This window comes from Victivallis sp. Marseille-Q1083 (assembly GCF_903645315.1).
Classification (GTDB): domain Bacteria; phylum Verrucomicrobiota; class Lentisphaeria; order Victivallales; family Victivallaceae; genus UMGS1518.
Window position 1 is genome coordinate 641,614 of sequence record NZ_CAHJXL010000002.1, and the last position, 16,964, is coordinate 658,577.

The 16,964-nt window shown below is 58.2% G+C and carries 8 protein-coding genes; 7 read left to right on the top strand and 1 reads right to left on the bottom strand.

Annotation, left to right across the window (positions count from 1 at the left end; translation table 11 throughout):
• The first annotated feature begins 6 nt into the window (after positions 1-6).
• The 6 genes from HWX74_RS18685 to HWX74_RS18710 all read left to right on the top strand — a co-directional run bounded on the left by HWX74_RS18685 (position 7) and on the right by HWX74_RS18710 (position 16,136).
• Positions 7-3,558 (top strand): DUF4347 domain-containing protein, encoded by a 3,552-nt coding sequence (locus tag HWX74_RS18685; RefSeq protein ID WP_176015071.1) that lies wholly within the window; start codon positions 7-9, stop codon positions 3,556-3,558.
• Positions 3,531-11,102 carry an S-layer family protein gene (locus HWX74_RS18690; protein WP_176015072.1) on the top strand — a complete coding sequence of 2,524 codons (7,572 nt, stop codon included), beginning with the start codon at positions 3,531-3,533 and terminating at the stop codon, positions 11,100-11,102. The genes HWX74_RS18685 and HWX74_RS18690 overlap by 28 nt, the downstream gene beginning before the upstream one ends.
• Before the next feature lie 104 nt (positions 11,103-11,206).
• Entirely contained in the window at positions 11,207-12,019 is an 813-nt protein-coding gene (locus HWX74_RS18695) for a hypothetical protein (RefSeq protein ID WP_254872364.1), read from the top strand.
• Positions 12,016-12,732 carry an efflux RND transporter periplasmic adaptor subunit gene (locus HWX74_RS18700; RefSeq protein WP_176015073.1) on the top strand — a complete coding sequence of 239 codons (717 nt, stop codon included), beginning with the start codon at positions 12,016-12,018 and terminating at the stop codon, positions 12,730-12,732. Before HWX74_RS18695 ends, HWX74_RS18700 begins: the two co-directional genes overlap by 4 nt.
• Entirely contained in the window at positions 12,722-14,062 is a 1,341-nt protein-coding gene (locus HWX74_RS18705) for an efflux RND transporter periplasmic adaptor subunit (RefSeq protein WP_176015074.1), read from the top strand. Before HWX74_RS18700 ends, HWX74_RS18705 begins: the two co-directional genes overlap by 11 nt.
• Position 14,063: 1 nt before the next feature.
• The gene (locus HWX74_RS18710; RefSeq protein ID WP_176015075.1) at positions 14,064-16,136 is read left to right on the top strand and encodes a site-2 protease family protein; all 2,073 of its coding nucleotides are present in this window, start codon (positions 14,064-14,066) and stop codon (positions 16,134-16,136) included.
• Between the two features lie 156 nt (positions 16,137-16,292).
• Here HWX74_RS18710 and HWX74_RS18715 read toward each other — a convergent pair whose 3' ends face one another.
• Positions 16,293-16,559 carry a hypothetical protein gene (locus HWX74_RS18715; protein WP_176015076.1) on the bottom strand — a complete coding sequence of 89 codons (267 nt, stop codon included), beginning with the start codon at positions 16,557-16,559 and terminating at the stop codon, positions 16,293-16,295.
• Positions 16,560-16,620: 61 nt separating this feature from the next.
• Here HWX74_RS18715 and HWX74_RS18720 point away from each other — a divergent pair, with 61 nt between their 5' ends.
• Positions 16,621-16,830: a hypothetical protein gene (locus HWX74_RS18720; protein WP_176015077.1), complete on the top strand. Its 210-nt coding sequence runs from the start codon at positions 16,621-16,623 to the stop codon at positions 16,828-16,830.
• The last annotated feature ends 134 nt before the right edge of the window (positions 16,831-16,964 follow it).

The window sequence follows — 16,964 nt, forward strand, 5'->3', positions numbered from 1 at the left end:
TGTTTCATGAAAAGTGAATTTGATCTGTTTCGGTTGGAAGACCGGGTATTGTTCGAAGCGGCGGCGGCGGTGGAAATCGTCGAAGCGGCGGAAGCAGCGCACGACGATCCGAACGCCAATGTGAACCAGGGTGAAAAACAGGCGCAGGACGACCGGGACGCGTTGAAGAACGCGCCGCCGGAGAATCCGGCGGATCAGGCGCTTCACCATGACGCCGGCGACGCGCCGGACGATCCGGCGCACAACGCCGATGTGGATGCGCTGGTCGATAAAATCATCAACGGCGACCTGCCGGTGATCGACGATGCGGCGCTCGATCACGGCGTTGACCACGGCGTCGGCCCGGTTATCGACCATGGTGTCGGCCCGGCGCTCGACGATCTGCTGCATCCCGCCCCGGTCGATGGCGACCATCTGGTGCTGAACGACCACGGCGAATCCGTCTCGACCGGCAAGGAACTGGTGGTCATCAACTCTTCGGTCATGGACGCCGATGCGATTCTCGGCGAACTTGCGCCGAACCAGGAGGTGCTGCACCTCGATTCCGGCTCCGACGCGATGGACCAGATTCTCGACTATCTGAACTCCTCCGATACGCATTACGACGCGATTCACATCGTTTCGCACGGCAATGACGGCTACTTCGTGCTGAATGGCGAGGTGGTTGACGGCGATCACTTCGATGCCGCCGAATGGGCCGCGGTCGGCGAACACCTGACCGACCACGGCGATATTATGATTTACGGCTGCGACCTGGCGAAGAGTGACGCCGGGCAGCACCTCGTCGACATGATCGCCGACGCCACCGGCGCGGACGTGGCGGCGAGCACCGACGCCACCGGACTGGGCGGCGACTGGGACCTCGAATTCCATCATGGCGTGATTGAAACCGCCAGCATTAGCGTATCCGGTTACGAATACCAACTGCACAACATTCAGGTGACCAGCGGCCTGAACGACGGCGTCGGCTCCCTGCGCGACGCGATCGGTCAATCCCATTCCGGCGATGAAATCACCTTTGCCGACTCCGTTGGCAAGGTTACCCTGACTTCGGACATCTCGATCGACAAAGACCTGACCATCAGCGGGGACCGATTGAGTTACACCGTATTGGAGGGCAACGGCACCGACGATATTTTACGGATCGACGGTTGCACCACTACGGTGACGCTGGAGAATTTGGCGTTTCACAACGGCGGCGACGGCGCGATTTGGAATAACGCAACGCTGAACATCACGCATTGCCTCTTCAGCGGCGATTCCGGCGACACCGGCGGCGCGATTCACAATCAGGTTGTGGTGAACATCAAAGATTCCGTTTTTACCGACAACTCCGCCACCTCTGGCGGCGCCATCGGCAATTCCGGAATATTGAATATCACAGGGACCACCTTCAGCGGCAATTCCGCCTCGGAATGCGGCGGCGCGATTTACAATACGGCGGGGAACAATGGCGGAACCGTCAGCAATTTCGGGACTCTCATACTGGTGAATTCCACGGTTTACGGCAACCGGGCGGAGGGTAACGGCGGCGGTATCTATTCCGGCTCCAATAGCGGAAAGGTGGCCGTGGTGAACTCCACGCTGGCGGGAAATTCGGCCCAGAAAGCGGACAGCGGAGGCGGCATCTATATGGATCCGGGTTATAATAATGCCAATCTCGAAGTGATCAACAGCATCGTCGTCGGCAATTATACCGGGGACGATCCCACCGCCGCGAACGATATCGGGGGGGAAGCCGCCAAGTTCTCCCGCTCTTTCCTCGTATACGGCGTCATTACCATGACGTCCAGCATCTCGGACGGCGAAAGCAATATCGCGTCCGACGTCGATAAAACCTTTCATGCCAAATGGGACAAGGACAACACCTCCGGAAAGTGGGAGCTGGTCGACCGGAATGACGAAATGCCGATCTTCCAGGACGGAATGGTAAAAATTTATGCCGACAGCGTTGGCGCGATCGAGGGCACGCTGGTCGGCTGGAAGAAAAATTCGGGCCCGGCGGATTTCAACAAACTCTGGGAAGGCAATTTTTACTACCGCTCGAGTTGGAGCATCGACTCCGGTAGCTGGGTCTCTATGGACGGCGGCGGCAACATCGACTTCATTACGACGGTGGGAGCGGTCAATTTCGGGCTCGGCGACAACGCCGTGGCGCTGATGTTCGCTGCCGGGCAGAACGGTATCTCCCGGACTGACGTTTCCAGCTACAACATCGGCGCTTACGCCTTGCAGGCCCATAAGCCCGATATCGTGGTGAACACCAACCTGGACTCCGCCTCCGATCATACCAATCCGTTCGACGACGTGACCACCCTGCGGGACGCGATTCAATACGCCGGGCGCGCCTCGTGGTTTGTTCTCGATAAAGACAACCAGATAACGGAAGTGTTTATGCCGGGCAATGAGGTCAGGTTCGACAAGGCTTTCTTCACGACTGATCCAAACCACAAGAAAACCATCGTTCTGGACCGCAAAATCCAGATTCTCCGGGAAGACCACATCCGGATCGCCGGAGTGGATCAGGACGGCAACGACCTGGTCGACGCGAACGGTGAGTCGTACATCGTCATCGACGGCGGCGGCATAAACCGGATCTTCGAGATCGGCAACGGGAACCGCGCGACGGATGTGGCCATGTACAATCTGATCCTGCAGAACGGCCATGCCAATGGCGTCGGCATGACCAAGGGCGGAGCAGTCTTCAACTGGTTCAACAGCAAGGTGGACATCGACCGGGTAATCTCCCGGGACAACGAAGCCCAGACTGGCGGCGCGATTTACAATGCCGGAACGCTGAGCGTTACGAATTCCATCTTCAGCGGCAATAGCGGCGACAACGGTGGCGCGATTTACAATGCCGGAACGCTGACTGCGGAAAACATCAACTTCAATACCAACCTGGCAGCCCGTGACGGCGGCGCGATTTACAATACGTCGGCAGGTACGTTGACTATCAATAGCGCCACCTTTTCCAAAAACACAGTCATGGGAAGCGGCGGCGCGATTTTTAACGACGCCGGCCGGGTGACCGTGGCGAATTCGACATTTTACGATCAGAAGAGCGCCGGCGACGGCGGCGCGATTTACAACAACAAAGGCCGGCTTACGGTGGTGGGTTCCACCTTTTACCACAATACCGCCGGCATAGGCGTCCGGAGCGAAGGCGGCGCGATTTTCAGTAACGGCGCCGCCAGCAGGCTGGTGCTGGTCAATTCCATCCTCGTCGGCAACATCGCCGACGTGGCCGCCGCCAACGACCTGTCGACGCAGAATGCCGAACTCGACCTCTACTATTCCTTTTACGGGCAGCTGTCGGGAAATATCGGCAAGGGCGTCGCTTCCTGGGGGAAGATCAAAGTGAAGGATGTGTTCGGCGATTCTCCTAGTCCGGCCGAGAAAGAAATCAACGGCGTGAAGCAGATTTATTTCGAGCTGAAAGACGGGGTGGATGCCGTCACGATGGGTACGAAAGTACAGGTGGACGGCGGCGGTTTTCTGCAGTATTACTACATGGATGGCCCGTTCAAATGGGAAACCCTCGGCGCGATGCGCTGACCACGGCGCAGCTCCAGCACGACCAGATCGGCAGATCGCGGCAGCTCCATGATTCGTCCGAAGAGTACAGCGTCGGCGCGATTTCCATGATCCGGGAAGACGCGTCGCTCACCGTCGATACCGTCCTGGATGTGTTGGACCCCTACGACGGCGTAATCAGCCTCCGCGAAGCGCTGGCTTATGCCGCGGCGGGAATCACGGAGACGGACGGCACTTTCACGGTCACTTTCGCAAATTCGCTCGGTTCGAACATCGTCATCACGCTCGACCCCGCGCTCAAAGCCCTGACCGTCGATTCGGCGTTGTTTACGAAAGATGCCCCGCTGACCATTGACGGTGAAGGGCGGGTCACCCTTGATGGCGGTCATACGGACAGTTCCGGCGGTAGCCAGCTCCTGAATATCGCCGCCGGCAATTTTGTTTTCCTCAACAATATGACCTTTCGGAACGGTTATGCCGGCGGTGACGGCGGCGCCATCACCAATACCGGGACGCTGAATATTAAAAATGTCAACTTCAACCATAACACGGCAGTTGGCAACGGCGGCGCGATTTACAGTGAGGCGAGAAGCAGTCTGACCATAAATACCGCCACTTTCCGCGAGAACAGTGGGGGCTCCGGCGGCGCGATTTACAATGCCGGGACGCTGACTGTGGCGAATTCGACATTTTTCGGGAATGAGGCTGTTGTCAATGGTGGGGCGATTTACAGCGGCAATGCCTCGCTGCTGGTGGTGGGAACCACCATTTACGATAATACCGCCAACAAGGGCGGAGGGGTTTACAGCCCCGGCATCGTAATAGCGGTGAATTCCATTTTCGTCGGCAACCGCGACAGCGTTAAGGGCGATTTCTATGTGGGTCAGGCTGACCTTTACTATTCCTTTTATGGCGGGCTGTCAGGGAAAACCGGTACGGCCACCGGTTCCCGGGGAAATATCAAAGCGTCGGATGTTTTCGGCGACTCTCCAACTCCGGCCGGGAAAGTAATCAACGGCGTAACGCAGAACTATTTCGAGTTGAAGGATGAGGCGGTGATCGGCATGGCGGGTACGAAAGTACAGGTGGACGGCAACGGTTTTCTGCAGTATTACGACATGACGGATCCGGGCAACCGCCGGTGGTACACCATCGGCGCGGTCGCGCTGACCACGGTGCAGCTTCAGGGCGACCAGATTGGGCGGTACCGTTTGACGGCGGATTCGTTTTTCAAGTACAGCCCCGGCGCGGTCCAGCAGCAGCTGTCGCTCACCGTCACCACCGATCTGGATGTGGTGAACCCCAATGACGGCCTGATCAGCTTGCGCGAAGCGCTGGCCCATGCCGCGATGGGATTCACGGCGGCGGACGGCAGTTACACGATCACTTTCGCGGATTCGCTCGGCTCGGAGATCACCATTACGCTCGACGGCACGCTCGGAGCATTGAGCATCGATTCGCCGCAGTTTAAGACGGCTCCCTTGACCATTGAGGGCGGCGGGCGGGTCGCTCTCGACGGTGGCGGAGCTACCCATATTCTGGAAATCGCCGCCGACAATCGCGTTTCCCTCAACGGCATGACCTTTCAAAACGGTCGTAGCGGCGGCGATGGCGGCGCGATTTATAACGCCGGTACTCTGAGCGTGACCGGCGCCGCGTTCACCGGGAATATGGCGGACGGCGGTGGCGGCGGGGCGGTTTACAACACCGGGTCGCTGGTGATCGCGAACGCCTCCTTTACCGGAAATTTGGCCGGCGTCGGCGGGGCGATTTACAGCAACGGGCTGCTGACGGTGGTGAATTCCACCTTTTACGGAAATGGGGCGAACGACGACGGCGGCGCGATCTACTTCAACGGCGACACGAAGTTCGAGCTGACGGTGGCCGGTTCCACCCTGACCGGGAACATCGCTAATGGCGGCGGCGGCGGAATCTTCGTCCGGAGCGGGGCGATAACCCTGGTCAATGACATCATTGTCGACAATCTTTCCCCGGCTGACGGGAAAGATATCCATAGCAATGGCGACATCACCGCCATCGGTTTAGTTTACGGCACCGCGGTCGGTTCCTTCGTGACCGAATGGCACTCTTATTCCAATGTTCAGGCCAGCCAGATTTTCACCACCAAAACACCTTCGATCCGGGTGGTCGACGGGATCACCCAGAGCTATTTCGAGGTCAAGAATACGCCGGATGTCAAGGTCACCAGCGCGGGAACGAAATTGCAGGTGGACGAAAACAGCGGCAATTTGCAGTATTACGATATCGAAAATTCGAGCTGGGTGAACCTCGGCGCGGTCACGCTGACCACGGAGCTGGTGCAGCACGACCAGATCGGCCGGGCGCGGATGATGTACGATTCCTCCTCGGAGTATGGCATCGGCGCGATCTCCATGCACCGGGAAACGCCGTCGCTCACGGTCAACACCGATCTGGACCTCGTGGACCCCTACGACGGCCGGATCAGCCTGCGCGAAGCGCTGGCCTACGCCGCGGCGGGGACCCGGGCGTTCGACGGCAGTTATACGGTTGACTTCGCGAATTTGTTCAGCGGAACCATCATTATGCTCGATCCCGCGCTCGGAGCATTGACGGTGAAAGCCGGGAGCTTTGCGGCGGATGACCCGCTGATCATCAACGGCAACGGCGAAGTCACCATCGTTGGCAGCGGGTTGACGCAGCTCTTCGTCATCGGGCGGGACAATGAGGTCCGGATGAACGTCTTTACTTTGTCGGAGGGGTTCGCCGAGGACGGCGGCGCGATCTACAACGCGGGCAGCCTGACGATGAACCGTGTGACGTTCAACTCCAATTCCGCTGATAACGGTGGCGCGATTTACAATGCCGGGACGCTGACGATCACCAATTCCACCTTCAGCAATAACGCGGCCGGCATCGCCGGCGGCGCGGTTTACAATGCCGGGACGCTGACGGTGGAAAACGCCGATTTCAACGCCAATACGACCCAACAGAACGGCGGGGGGATTTTCAACGCGGCGGAATGCTCGCTGACGGTAAACGGCGCCACCTTCCGACATAATATCGCTGAAAATTTCGGCGGCGCGATCTACAACGCCGGAACTCTGACGGTGGCGAATGCGACATTGTTCGAGAATTCAGCCGACCGCGACGGAGGCGCGATTTACAATACCGGAACGTTGACCGTTGTCGGAGCGACCTTTTTCAAAAATGAGGCCGGCGGCAACGGCGGCGCAGTTTACAGCATCGGGAAGCTGCGGCTGGCGAATTCGATCCTGGCCGGCAACACCGGCGGCGAGGATTTATACGCGGACGGCGTGGCCGAAGGCTACTACTCCTTCATCGGGAGCATGCAGGGAGCCTTCACTAGGAATGTGGCAAATCACTTCAACGTGACGCCGGAGGAAATTTTCGGCGACCGGCCGGCGGTTTCCACCACTAAAATCAACGGGGTAACGCAGAGCTATTTCGAGCTGAAAGACAGTGCGCCGGCCGTTACGGCGGGCACGAAACTGCGGGTGGTCGGCGGAAATCTACAGTATTATGACATGACCGCGATTTACCGCTGGGCGGACATCGGCGCGGTCGCGCTGTCCACGGCTCAACTCCAGTATGATCAGATCGGTCGGGCGCGGCTGACGCGGGATTTGCTCGCGGCGTACAGCATCGGGGCGATTTCCATGCTCAAGGAAAATCCGTCGCTCATCGTCACCACCGATCAGGATGTGGTGAATCCTTACGATGACGTGATCAGCCTGCGCGAAGCGCTGGCCTTTGCCGCGGCGGGAATCCGCGCGGCGGATCATACCTACACGATCACCTTCGCGGATTCGCTGGCGGGCAGCGCCATTGAGATCGACGGCAAGCTCGCAAGCCTGACCGTCGCAGCGGGGGCGTTCACGATTTTGAACCCGCTGACCATCGACGGCGGGGGCAGAATCACCATTGACGGCGGCCGATCCAGTACGCGCGTTTGCCCCCTGGAAATCGGCGCCGACAATTATGTATTCCTCAACGGCCTGATTTTTGAGGACGGGGGGAATGCGAAAGGGCTCGGCGGCGCGATTATCAACGCGGGGAATCTGACCGTGACCAACACCACGTTTACCGGGAATGGGATCAGCGGCCAACGTGGCGGTGGAGCGATTTACAATACCGGAAATCTGGTGATCGACAATGCCGCCTTCATCGGCAATCAATCTTCCGAAGGCGGCGGTGGGGCGATTTACAACACGGGCAGCCTGGTGGTCAACAACGCAACGTTTTCCAGGAATCTGGCCGATACCAACCGTGGCAACTCCGGCGGCGGCGCTATCTGGAACAGCAATGGCCAGGTGGTGGTGGCGAACACCACGTTTACCGGAAACCGGACCAACGGAAAGGGCGGGGCGATTTATGCTGAAAACGGCACCCTGGTCGTCCTGAACTCCACCATTACCCAGAATAACGGCAAGAAGGACGGCAGCGGGATTTACTGCGACTCCGCCGAACTGGCGATCGCCAATTCGATCATTCTCGGCAATACCGGTTCCACGAACATAAAGGTCGACGGAAATAACGGCTTCTCCGCCGTTTATCTGGTTACCAGTGAAACTCCCCAGAAAACGCCCGATTACAGTGATCACAATTTCTTCGATTGCCAGGATGATCCGTTCACGGATGGGAATCCTCGGAAGAGGACGGTCAACGGCGTGGAGCAGCTTTATTTCGAGGTGAAAGACGTTTCGGTTGTGGAGACTACCACGGATGGTACGAAGCTGCGGTCGTACTACGGCAAGAACGGTTGCGACATCGAGTATTACAGCAAGGATTCGAGTAACTGGCAGACCTTGATCAACTATTTGAAGTCGGTGCCGACTGATGAACAGTTCTCGTATGACCAGATCGGCCGGGACCGCCTGATGTATGACCGGAGTCAGACCTACAGCATCGGGGCCGTCAACATGCTCCGGGAACAGCCGTCGCTCACCGTCACCACCGACCTGGATTTGGTGGATCCCTGCGACGGCCGGATCAGCCTCCGCGAGGCCGCGCTTTATTACGCGCACTCCGGCGACACCGTCACCTTCGCCGGCAAAATCGCCGCCGTTCTGGATCATGATCTCGAGCTCAAGTTCGATCTGAACCTCAATTTCGGCGATACCGGAGCCTCGGTCTCCAGCGGTAGGGACGGGATTGCCCTGAAATCCGAATTCGCGCTTATCGTGCAGGGAGCCGCCGCGTTTAACCATCTCCTTTTGAGCGGCAAAGGCGACCTCTCCTTCACCGGTTCTACCGACGGTTCGGCAACGGTCGATCGGACCGGCGGCGGCGTGATCTACAGTTCTGCGGATTCGCAGGTCGTCTATGGCGGAACGTATTTCGATTTGTTGCTCACCGGCACTGGCGCCGATGGCGCCGAGGTGAAAGAGTTCGGCGGCGATATCGCGGTTGCGAACAGTTTTGACGCAAGCGGGACGGCCAACGGCCAATACCTGCAAATCAACGGCAACCATTACCAATTGACGCTCCCGAAAATCGGAATCGTGATCCGCTACACCGATATTCACGACCTGACGGCGGCGGAAAGCCTGGTGCTCGACGACACCAATACCATTGCCGGAACAACGAATATCGCGGTTTATCTGAACACGCTTTTCGACTCCGGGAAGAGTATAACCTACGGCCAGACGCTGAGCGATGCCGGTTCCTTTCAGCTTTCCGCTTATGCGCGCGGTATTTTACTTGGCGGCGACTGGAGTTTCCTCAATGGGACTACTCGGCCGCAGGTGAAGGATTCCGATGTGACCTCTTATGAAATCATATTGGGAGGATACTACTCGAAAGCGACTTTGACGATCACGCCGAAGCAGATCACGGTCAGCGGCATCGCGGCCGACAATCGCGTCTACGACGGCACCACCGATGCGACGCTCGATTACACCAACGCGGTGCTGACCGGCAAGCTGGCCGGCGATACCCTGAGCGTCAGCACAACCGGCACTTTCGCCGATAAGAATGTTGGAGTTAATAAGGTTGTTACCTTAGGTACGCTCACCCTTGGCGGCACTGATGCCAGGAACTATGTGCTCGCCGGCGCTGGCCAGCAGACCACGACGATCGCGACGATTACGGCGCGTGCAATTACGGTCAGCGGCATCGCGGCAGACGACCGTACTTACGACGGCACCACCGCCGCCACACTCGATTACACCAACGCGGTGCTGACCGGTAAGCTGGCCGGCGATACCCTGAGCGCCAGCACGACCGGCATTTTCGCCGATAAGAATGTTGGGGTCGACAAGGTAGTCACCTTAGGTACGCTCACTCTGAATGGCACCGATGCCAGGAACTACGTTCTCGCCGGCACTGGTCAGCAGACCACGACGACCGCGACGATTACGGCGCGTGCGATTACGGTCAGCGGCATCGCAGCAGACGACCGCGTCTACGACGGAACCACCGCTGCCACACTCGACTACACGAATGCGATGCTGACCGGCAAAGTCGCCGGCGATACCCTGAGCGTCAGCACCACCGGCACTTTCGCCGACAAAAACGTTGGAGCCGACAAGGTTGTCACGTTGGGCACTCTCACTCTGAATGGCACCGATGCCAGGAACTATGTGCTGGCCGGCGCTGGCCAACAGACGACGACAACCGCGACGATTACGGCGCGTGCAATTACGGTCAGCGGCATCGCGGCCGACGACCGCGTCTACGACGGCACCACTGATGCGACGCTCGATTACACCAATGCGGTGCTGACCGGCAAAGTTGCCGGCGATACCCTGAGCGTCAGCACCACCGGTAGTTTCGCCGATAAGAATGTTGGAGTCGACAAGGTAGTCACGCTGGGCACGCTCACCCTTAGCGGCACCGATGCCAATAACTACGTGTTTGCCGGTACCGGTCAACAGACCACGACGACCGCAACAATCACAGCGTGTGCGATTACGGTCAGCGGCATCGCGGCAGACGACCGCGTCTACGACGGCACCACCGCCGCAACACTCGATTACACCAACGCGATGTTGTCCGGCAAGTTGGCCGGCGATACCTTGAGCGTCAGCACAACCGGCACTTTCGCCGATAAGAATGTTGGGGTCGACAAGGTTGTCACGTTGGGCACTCTCACTCTGAATGGCACCGATGCCAGGAACTACGTTCTCGCCGTCACCGGTCAGCAGACCACGACCACCGCAACGATTACGGCGCGTGCGATTACGGTCAGCGGCATCGCGGCAGACGACCGCGTCTACGATGGCACGACCGCCGCGACGCTCGATTACACCAATGCGGTGTTGGCCGGTAAGGTCATCGGCGATACCCTGAGCGTCAGCGCCACCGGCGTTTTCGCCGATAAAAACGCCGGAGTTGGAAAAACCGTCAATTTAGGTGCTTTGACCCTTAGCGGCGCCGACGTGGGCAACTACATTCTTGCCGGTACCGGTCAGCAGACCTCAACGACCGCAACGATCACGCCGCGGGACATTACGGTGACGGCGGATGAGCAAAAAAAAATTGGGGGAACCGCCGATCCGGAATTGACTTACCAGCTCACCGAAGGCAGTCTGGTCGATGGCGACGGTTTTCCGGCGAACTGACGCGCGACGCCGGTGAAAAGGCCGGCGATTACGCGATCCGGCAGGGAACGCTGACGGCCGGCGGCAACTACAACTTAACCTATGTTGGGGCCAACCTGACCATTGTGGCGAAGCCGGTTTTTGACTCGGGTATCTATTCTTCCGGGTTGAATCCGAATTTTGCCTCCGCGCTGATCACCGACAGCGTCCGGGCGGAGCTGAAGAACTTGCTGACCTCGTTCGCGGGCGACAATTTCAAGCTGCTGGGAATCAACAGCCTCCCCGCCGCGCTTTCATTTTACGATTACTTGAGTGATATCGGTGACGGCATCGAATGGAACAACATTAATTTTACCGATTTTGCCCACGATGCGACGATCCAGCGGCTCTTTGGACAGGTGACGGACTACCTCGGGCTGGATCGCAATCAAGCGACTTGGTCACCGAGGCTGATCTACGCGTTGAATCATTTGAAAGCGGACGTTGAAGACCTGCTGGGAATCAACAGCTCTGCGGAATTGTACGAGAACGGCAATATTTCCTACGGGCCGGACTATTCGTTCAGAAGCCCGGTGGTCCATACGATGGGCTTCGGGACCTTCATCGGTGTGAGAAACTTCAGTCCTTACCGCACTCCTATCGATGATGTTCCGGGAATTGCAAACTCGGATACTCTGCTTCCGAACATGGCGCTGAACGGTGCGTCCGGACCGGCGGAAGATGTGATCAGCATCCCGGGCGCAGAGAACACCGGCTTCCGGTATCTCGCGCCGGAGATGCCGCCGATCAAGCCGGGGCGGAACGCCCAGTTAGCGGATGCGGAGCTTCAAAAACTGTTACGTGATTTCGGTCCGGTTCGTGGCGATGCGCTGTTGGAAAAGAGCCGCGCCTTCAAGAGCGAATTTGAACTCCTGTTGGACGAGCTGGTGACCGCATGAAGAAACTCGGCGTTATAGGCGGATTGTTCGCTGTGCTGTTGCTCGGAGCAGCAGAGCATCCGGTGGTGAAAGCGGTGCTGTTCCCGTTCCGCGAGGCGGTGATCGCCGCGCGGGTCGATTCGGCGTTGGAGCCGTACCGGTTCAAGCTCGGCGAACCGTTCAAGGCGGGCGACACGCTGGTGACGCTCGACACTTCACGATATGCGATCGAGGAAAAACGAGCGCATGATCAGTTCGATTTCGCCAAAGCGAACTACGAGGACAAGAAACTGCTGCGGGCGAAAAACTTCACCAGCGATTTCGAACTGAAAAAGTCCGAGTACGATTTTCGTCAGGCGGAGAACGCGCTCGCCGATGCGCAGTTGAACGTTTCGTTTTGCACGGTAAAAGCGCCGTTTGCCGGCAAAATCGTCGAGTTTCTGACCCGCGAATACGAGACCATCCGCCCGGGGCAGCCGCTGTTCCGGATCATCGACGACAACCAGTTGCTGGCGGTGATGAATGTGCCGATGGACGACAAGGCGCTCTGTACGGTCGGGAATTCCGTCACCATCGCCATAACAGGGGAAAACCTGACCGCGTCCGGACGGATTTATGAGGTAACGCCGCAGGCTGATCATCGCACCGGGACGGTGCGCATCCGGGTGTTGATCGACAATGCCGCCGGTCAGTTCAAGGCCGGCATGACCGGAGAGTTGATTTATGGCCAATGAGGAGTTTGCCGCCCGGCTGAAGGCCTTCGCGTTGATGCTGAAATATGGTCATGACCTGTTCGGCGCGAAAAATTTCAGCGACGCGGCGGCGATGGCGGTCAGCAACAGCCGTTCGCTGTTGAATTTTCGTACCGCGACACTGCTGGAACTCTCCGGCGGTAAATCGCGGGTGATCGCGCAGTACGGCCAAGTGGAAGTCAATCCGCACTCCCGGCTGGCGGTTTTGCAGAACAAATTGGCGGAAACGTTGAAATTCGGGAACGAACCGCTGACCGTGAGCAGGGATAACGGCCTTTCCACTGAGCTGGCCGAACATGACGCGGTTTATTTATGCCTCAAACTAACGCCGCCGCCGAATGCGGCCGAAATTGATTTCGTTTTCATCTGGCTGCTGGAATATGAAAAAGAGGTTCCGGGTTTTGCCGCTAACACGGCGAAATTGCTGGGCAGCTCCATTTCCGAGGCGCTCTACTATCAGCGCCTTTGCAAAAGCCGTCTGACCGGGGTGAGACGGCAGGTAAAAAAACGATGGATGTGGGCGGCGGCGCTGATGATTCTCGCCGGGGCGATGTTCATCCGGGTGCCGGAAAACGCCACCGCGGAATTTACGCTGAAAGCGCCGGAAATCACCAGCTCTTATGCCTGGTTCGACGGCCCGATCGCCAGATGCCTGGTTCAGGACGGCGATACGGTGACCAAAGGCGAGCTCATCGCCGAATACGACACCGCGCAGTTGAGCTACCGCCTCTCCAGCGCCCGCAGCGCGCTGCGGGAGATCGAAACTGAGCTTGCCCTGGAACAGCAGAACGCGTTTACCGATCAGGACCGCCTCGGCAAAGTAAAGCTCCTCGAGGCCCGGCGCGACACGGTGAAAGTATCGGTTGAAGAGGCCGAATGGTATCTGGAGCATTCGCAACTTCCGGCGCCGGCGGACGGTATTCTGGCTTTGACCGACGGGCGTGCCGAATTGCTGGCCGGCAAAGCGGTCCGTACCGGCGACAAGCTCTTTGAGGTATTCGGTGGCTCCGGCATGGTTGCCGAGATTCCGGTCAACGAACGCGACGCCTCGATTTTGCGCCGGCAATTTGACGCGACTTTGTTTTTACATACGGCACCTGAGACGGCGATTCCGGTGGAAATTCTGGAGGTTTCGCACTATCCGGAGCTGACCGAACAGAAGACCTACTGCTATCGGGTCCGGGCGAAACTGCCGGACGGCCTGACCGGCCTGCGCTATGGTATGCGCGGCATCGCCAAGCTCTCCGGCGGCAAGGTTTCGCTCGGTTACCGGTTGTTCAAGAGTGTCGTTCTTTACTTCCGGGGATTGTGACATGGCCGCAACCGAACCCGAACTGCTGACCGGTATTTTGCGGACGGACGTCGAGGTGATCCGCGGCGACCCTCCACTGCTTTTCGACCGCCAGGCGGACACTTATTACAAGATCTCTCCCACGCTGCTCGATGTTCTGGCTTTCCTGAACGAATCGGAGCCGGTTTCGGTGTTTCTGGAAAAACTCAACCGCAACGGCATTCCGGTAACGCGGGAAGAGCTGATGCGGCTGCTGGCTTTTCTGCAGCAGAACAATCTGTTGGCTCCGGAATACGGACACATCGGCGTCAAACGCGAAAGACAGGCAGAAATGCGGGAAAAAACGGCGTTTCTGCGCTTCTCCGCCGCATATCTCTTTTTCAAATTCCCGCCTTGGCGGCCGGAACGGTTCTTTGACAAAATCAGCCCGTATGTCAGTTGGCTCGCTTCCCGGCCGGTCATCCTGCTGCTGCTGGTTCCCGCGCTGCTCGGCTATCTGCTGCTGATTCGTGATTTCGGCGCGGTACGGGCCACCTTTTTAGATTCGCTCTCGTGGGCCGGGTTGGCCAAATATTTTGTCGCGATTCTGTTCCTGAAATTCATCCATGAGGCGGCGCATTCGCTGGCCGCGATCCACTTTCACTGCCGGGTGCGCGGCATCGGGCTTGGCTTCATGGTCTTTTATCCGCGGCTCTACACCGATACTACCGACAGTTGGCGGCTGCCGCGCCGGCAGCGGCTGCTGATCGATTCGGCGGGCATCATCATCGAGCTGCTGCTCGGCGGTTGTGCGGCGCTGCTCTGGACCTACCTGCCACCCGGCGCGTGGAAGTCGACGATGTTCTACGTTTTCGCCGTGAGTTTGATCTCGACGCTGTTCGTCAACGGCAACCCCTGCATTCGTTACGACGGCTATTATATCCTCTGCGACCTGGTCAACATTGAAAATCTGATGACCCGGTCGGGTGAATATGTCAAACAGTTCTGGCGCTGGTATTTTCTGCGCCTGGGCTCCAAGCCCGACCACCCGCGCGGTGCATTTCTGCTTTGTTTCGGCGTCTGTTCGTTCATCTACCGCATTTTTCTTTATACCTCGATCATTCTGGTGATCTATCACAAATTCGTCAAGGCGGTGGCCATCGTAATGATGATTCTTGAACTGTACAGCATTCTGATCTATCCGTGCTGGCGGGAGATTCAGACGGTGAGGGCGCTGTCAAAACGCTCAGCCAACCGGGCGCGCCGATTTCTCGGCGGCGGGCTGCTGGTGGTTCTGGCGGCGATCCTGTTTTTGCCGCTGTCGTGGAACATCACCTTGCCGGGAGAGACCGTTCCGGCGGAACGGCTGCTGGTAACGGTGCCGGAGGGTGGCTATCTGACTGGCGATCTGCCGCGCCGAGCGCGTCCGGTACGTGAGGAAGAGATGCTGTTCCGGCTCGAATCGCCGCAGTTGGACAGCGCAATCCGACGCCTGGTCGGAACCTTAAAATACGATGAAACGCTCTATGCGCTTCAGCAGCTCGATGAGAATAAGTTTTCCGAAAGCCGGGTGACGGCCGAAAAGATCGCTTCCGATCGTCTGAGTCTGGCCGAATTGCTCCGGCGCCGACACAGCCTAACCGCCCGCGCCGGCACGGCCGGTATCTTCGTGTCGGAATTACCGGATTTGTCGGCCGGAGCGTTTCTGGCGAAGGGCAGGAAAATCGGTGAAATCGTTTCGCAGGAGCCGTTGCTTTACGTCTACGCCCAAGACCGGGATCTCGGCAAATTGAAAGTCGGAGACGTCGCTGTCGTGACGTTCCGGGATACCCTGGCCTCCTGGCCAGCGGAAGTCACGGCAGTTGATCAGATATCGACCCGGTTGGAAAATTCGCCGCTGCTTCAGCATTTCGGCGGCCCCATTCCGGTCTATTTTGAAGCGGAAAAAAGCAATTCGTATACGTCGGTACTCGCCTTGTACCGCGTGACGCTGCGATTTACCGGCCAACCGGATATCGACTGCGGCCGGGTGGCGACTGTCAAGATTTCACATCGGGAACGACTATGGAGCCGTCTGAAGCAAACTGCACTTTCGATTGTTCATCGGGAGTTTTGAAGCGGAGCGACGGATGAATTTTCTTCCGCTTCATTAGGGTTTCTGAAGGCCAATAGTCACCTCAGCTTCCGGCAGACCTTCGATTGAAAACTTCTCCGAATTTGACCGGCTGCGAGGCTTCCAGCAGAAATTCCTGCCGCCATCCATGACCGGCGGTCAGAGTATCATCGGCAGCGGTTTTACCGTAATCAACAGCACCAAGTTGCCGCGCAAAGTGATCGTTTTGGGCCCGGCCGGAGCGTTGCTCTGAATGAACAGCGCCTTGGCGAACGGCCCGGCAATTGATTTCGGCACGATTGATGCGGCCAGTTTCGCGGATTCTCCCTGCTGCAACTCCGTGGCGACGGCTATGTAATGCGTTATTCGGCCGAAGACGGCCAGGTGATATCCCTGACAACACGCCGTTCGGCCGGACGAGATCAAGCCGGACTCGCCGAGCGTCGGCCTGGAAATTATTTACGACGAACCCGGTAACATCAGGCAGGTGTGGAGCAGCGCCGAAGGACTGGCCGACGTCGTCGTCACCGACCCCGGCAACAGCTACGAGATCCGCATCTATCCGCCGGCCAACGCCGGAACCAAGACCAACGGCGCTTATGTGCCGACCGGCGATCCGCATACCGTCTGGAAGATTGAGAACCCGAATCCCAGCCAGGCCACCCAGGTCCAAGTCTCCAAGCCGGTAGTTCATTGAGGGGGGGAACCTTTACCGCCGGAACCGGAACCGCAGTCAAAATGACAATGACTTACGGCACCACCGCATCAATGGAAATTTAGGTTGTGTCGTCAATAGATGTGTGCTATATTATGCAAACGTCAAACTATAGG

Excerpts from the sequence above, each read along its gene's own strand:
- HWX74_RS18685 (WP_176015071.1), top strand. The coding sequence starts at position 7 with ATGAAAAGTGAATTTGATCTGTTTCGGTTGGAAGACCGGGTATTGTTC.
- HWX74_RS18690 (WP_176015072.1), top strand. The coding sequence starts at position 3,531 with ATGGGAAACCCTCGGCGCGATGCGCTGACCACGGCGCAGCTCCAGCAC.
- HWX74_RS18700 (WP_176015073.1), top strand. The coding sequence starts at position 12,016 with ATGAAGAAACTCGGCGTTATAGGCGGATTGTTCGCTGTGCTGTTGCTC.
- HWX74_RS18705 (WP_176015074.1), top strand. The coding sequence starts at position 12,722 with ATGGCCAATGAGGAGTTTGCCGCCCGGCTGAAGGCCTTCGCGTTGATG.
- HWX74_RS18710 (WP_176015075.1), top strand. The coding sequence starts at position 14,064 with ATGGCCGCAACCGAACCCGAACTGCTGACCGGTATTTTGCGGACGGAC.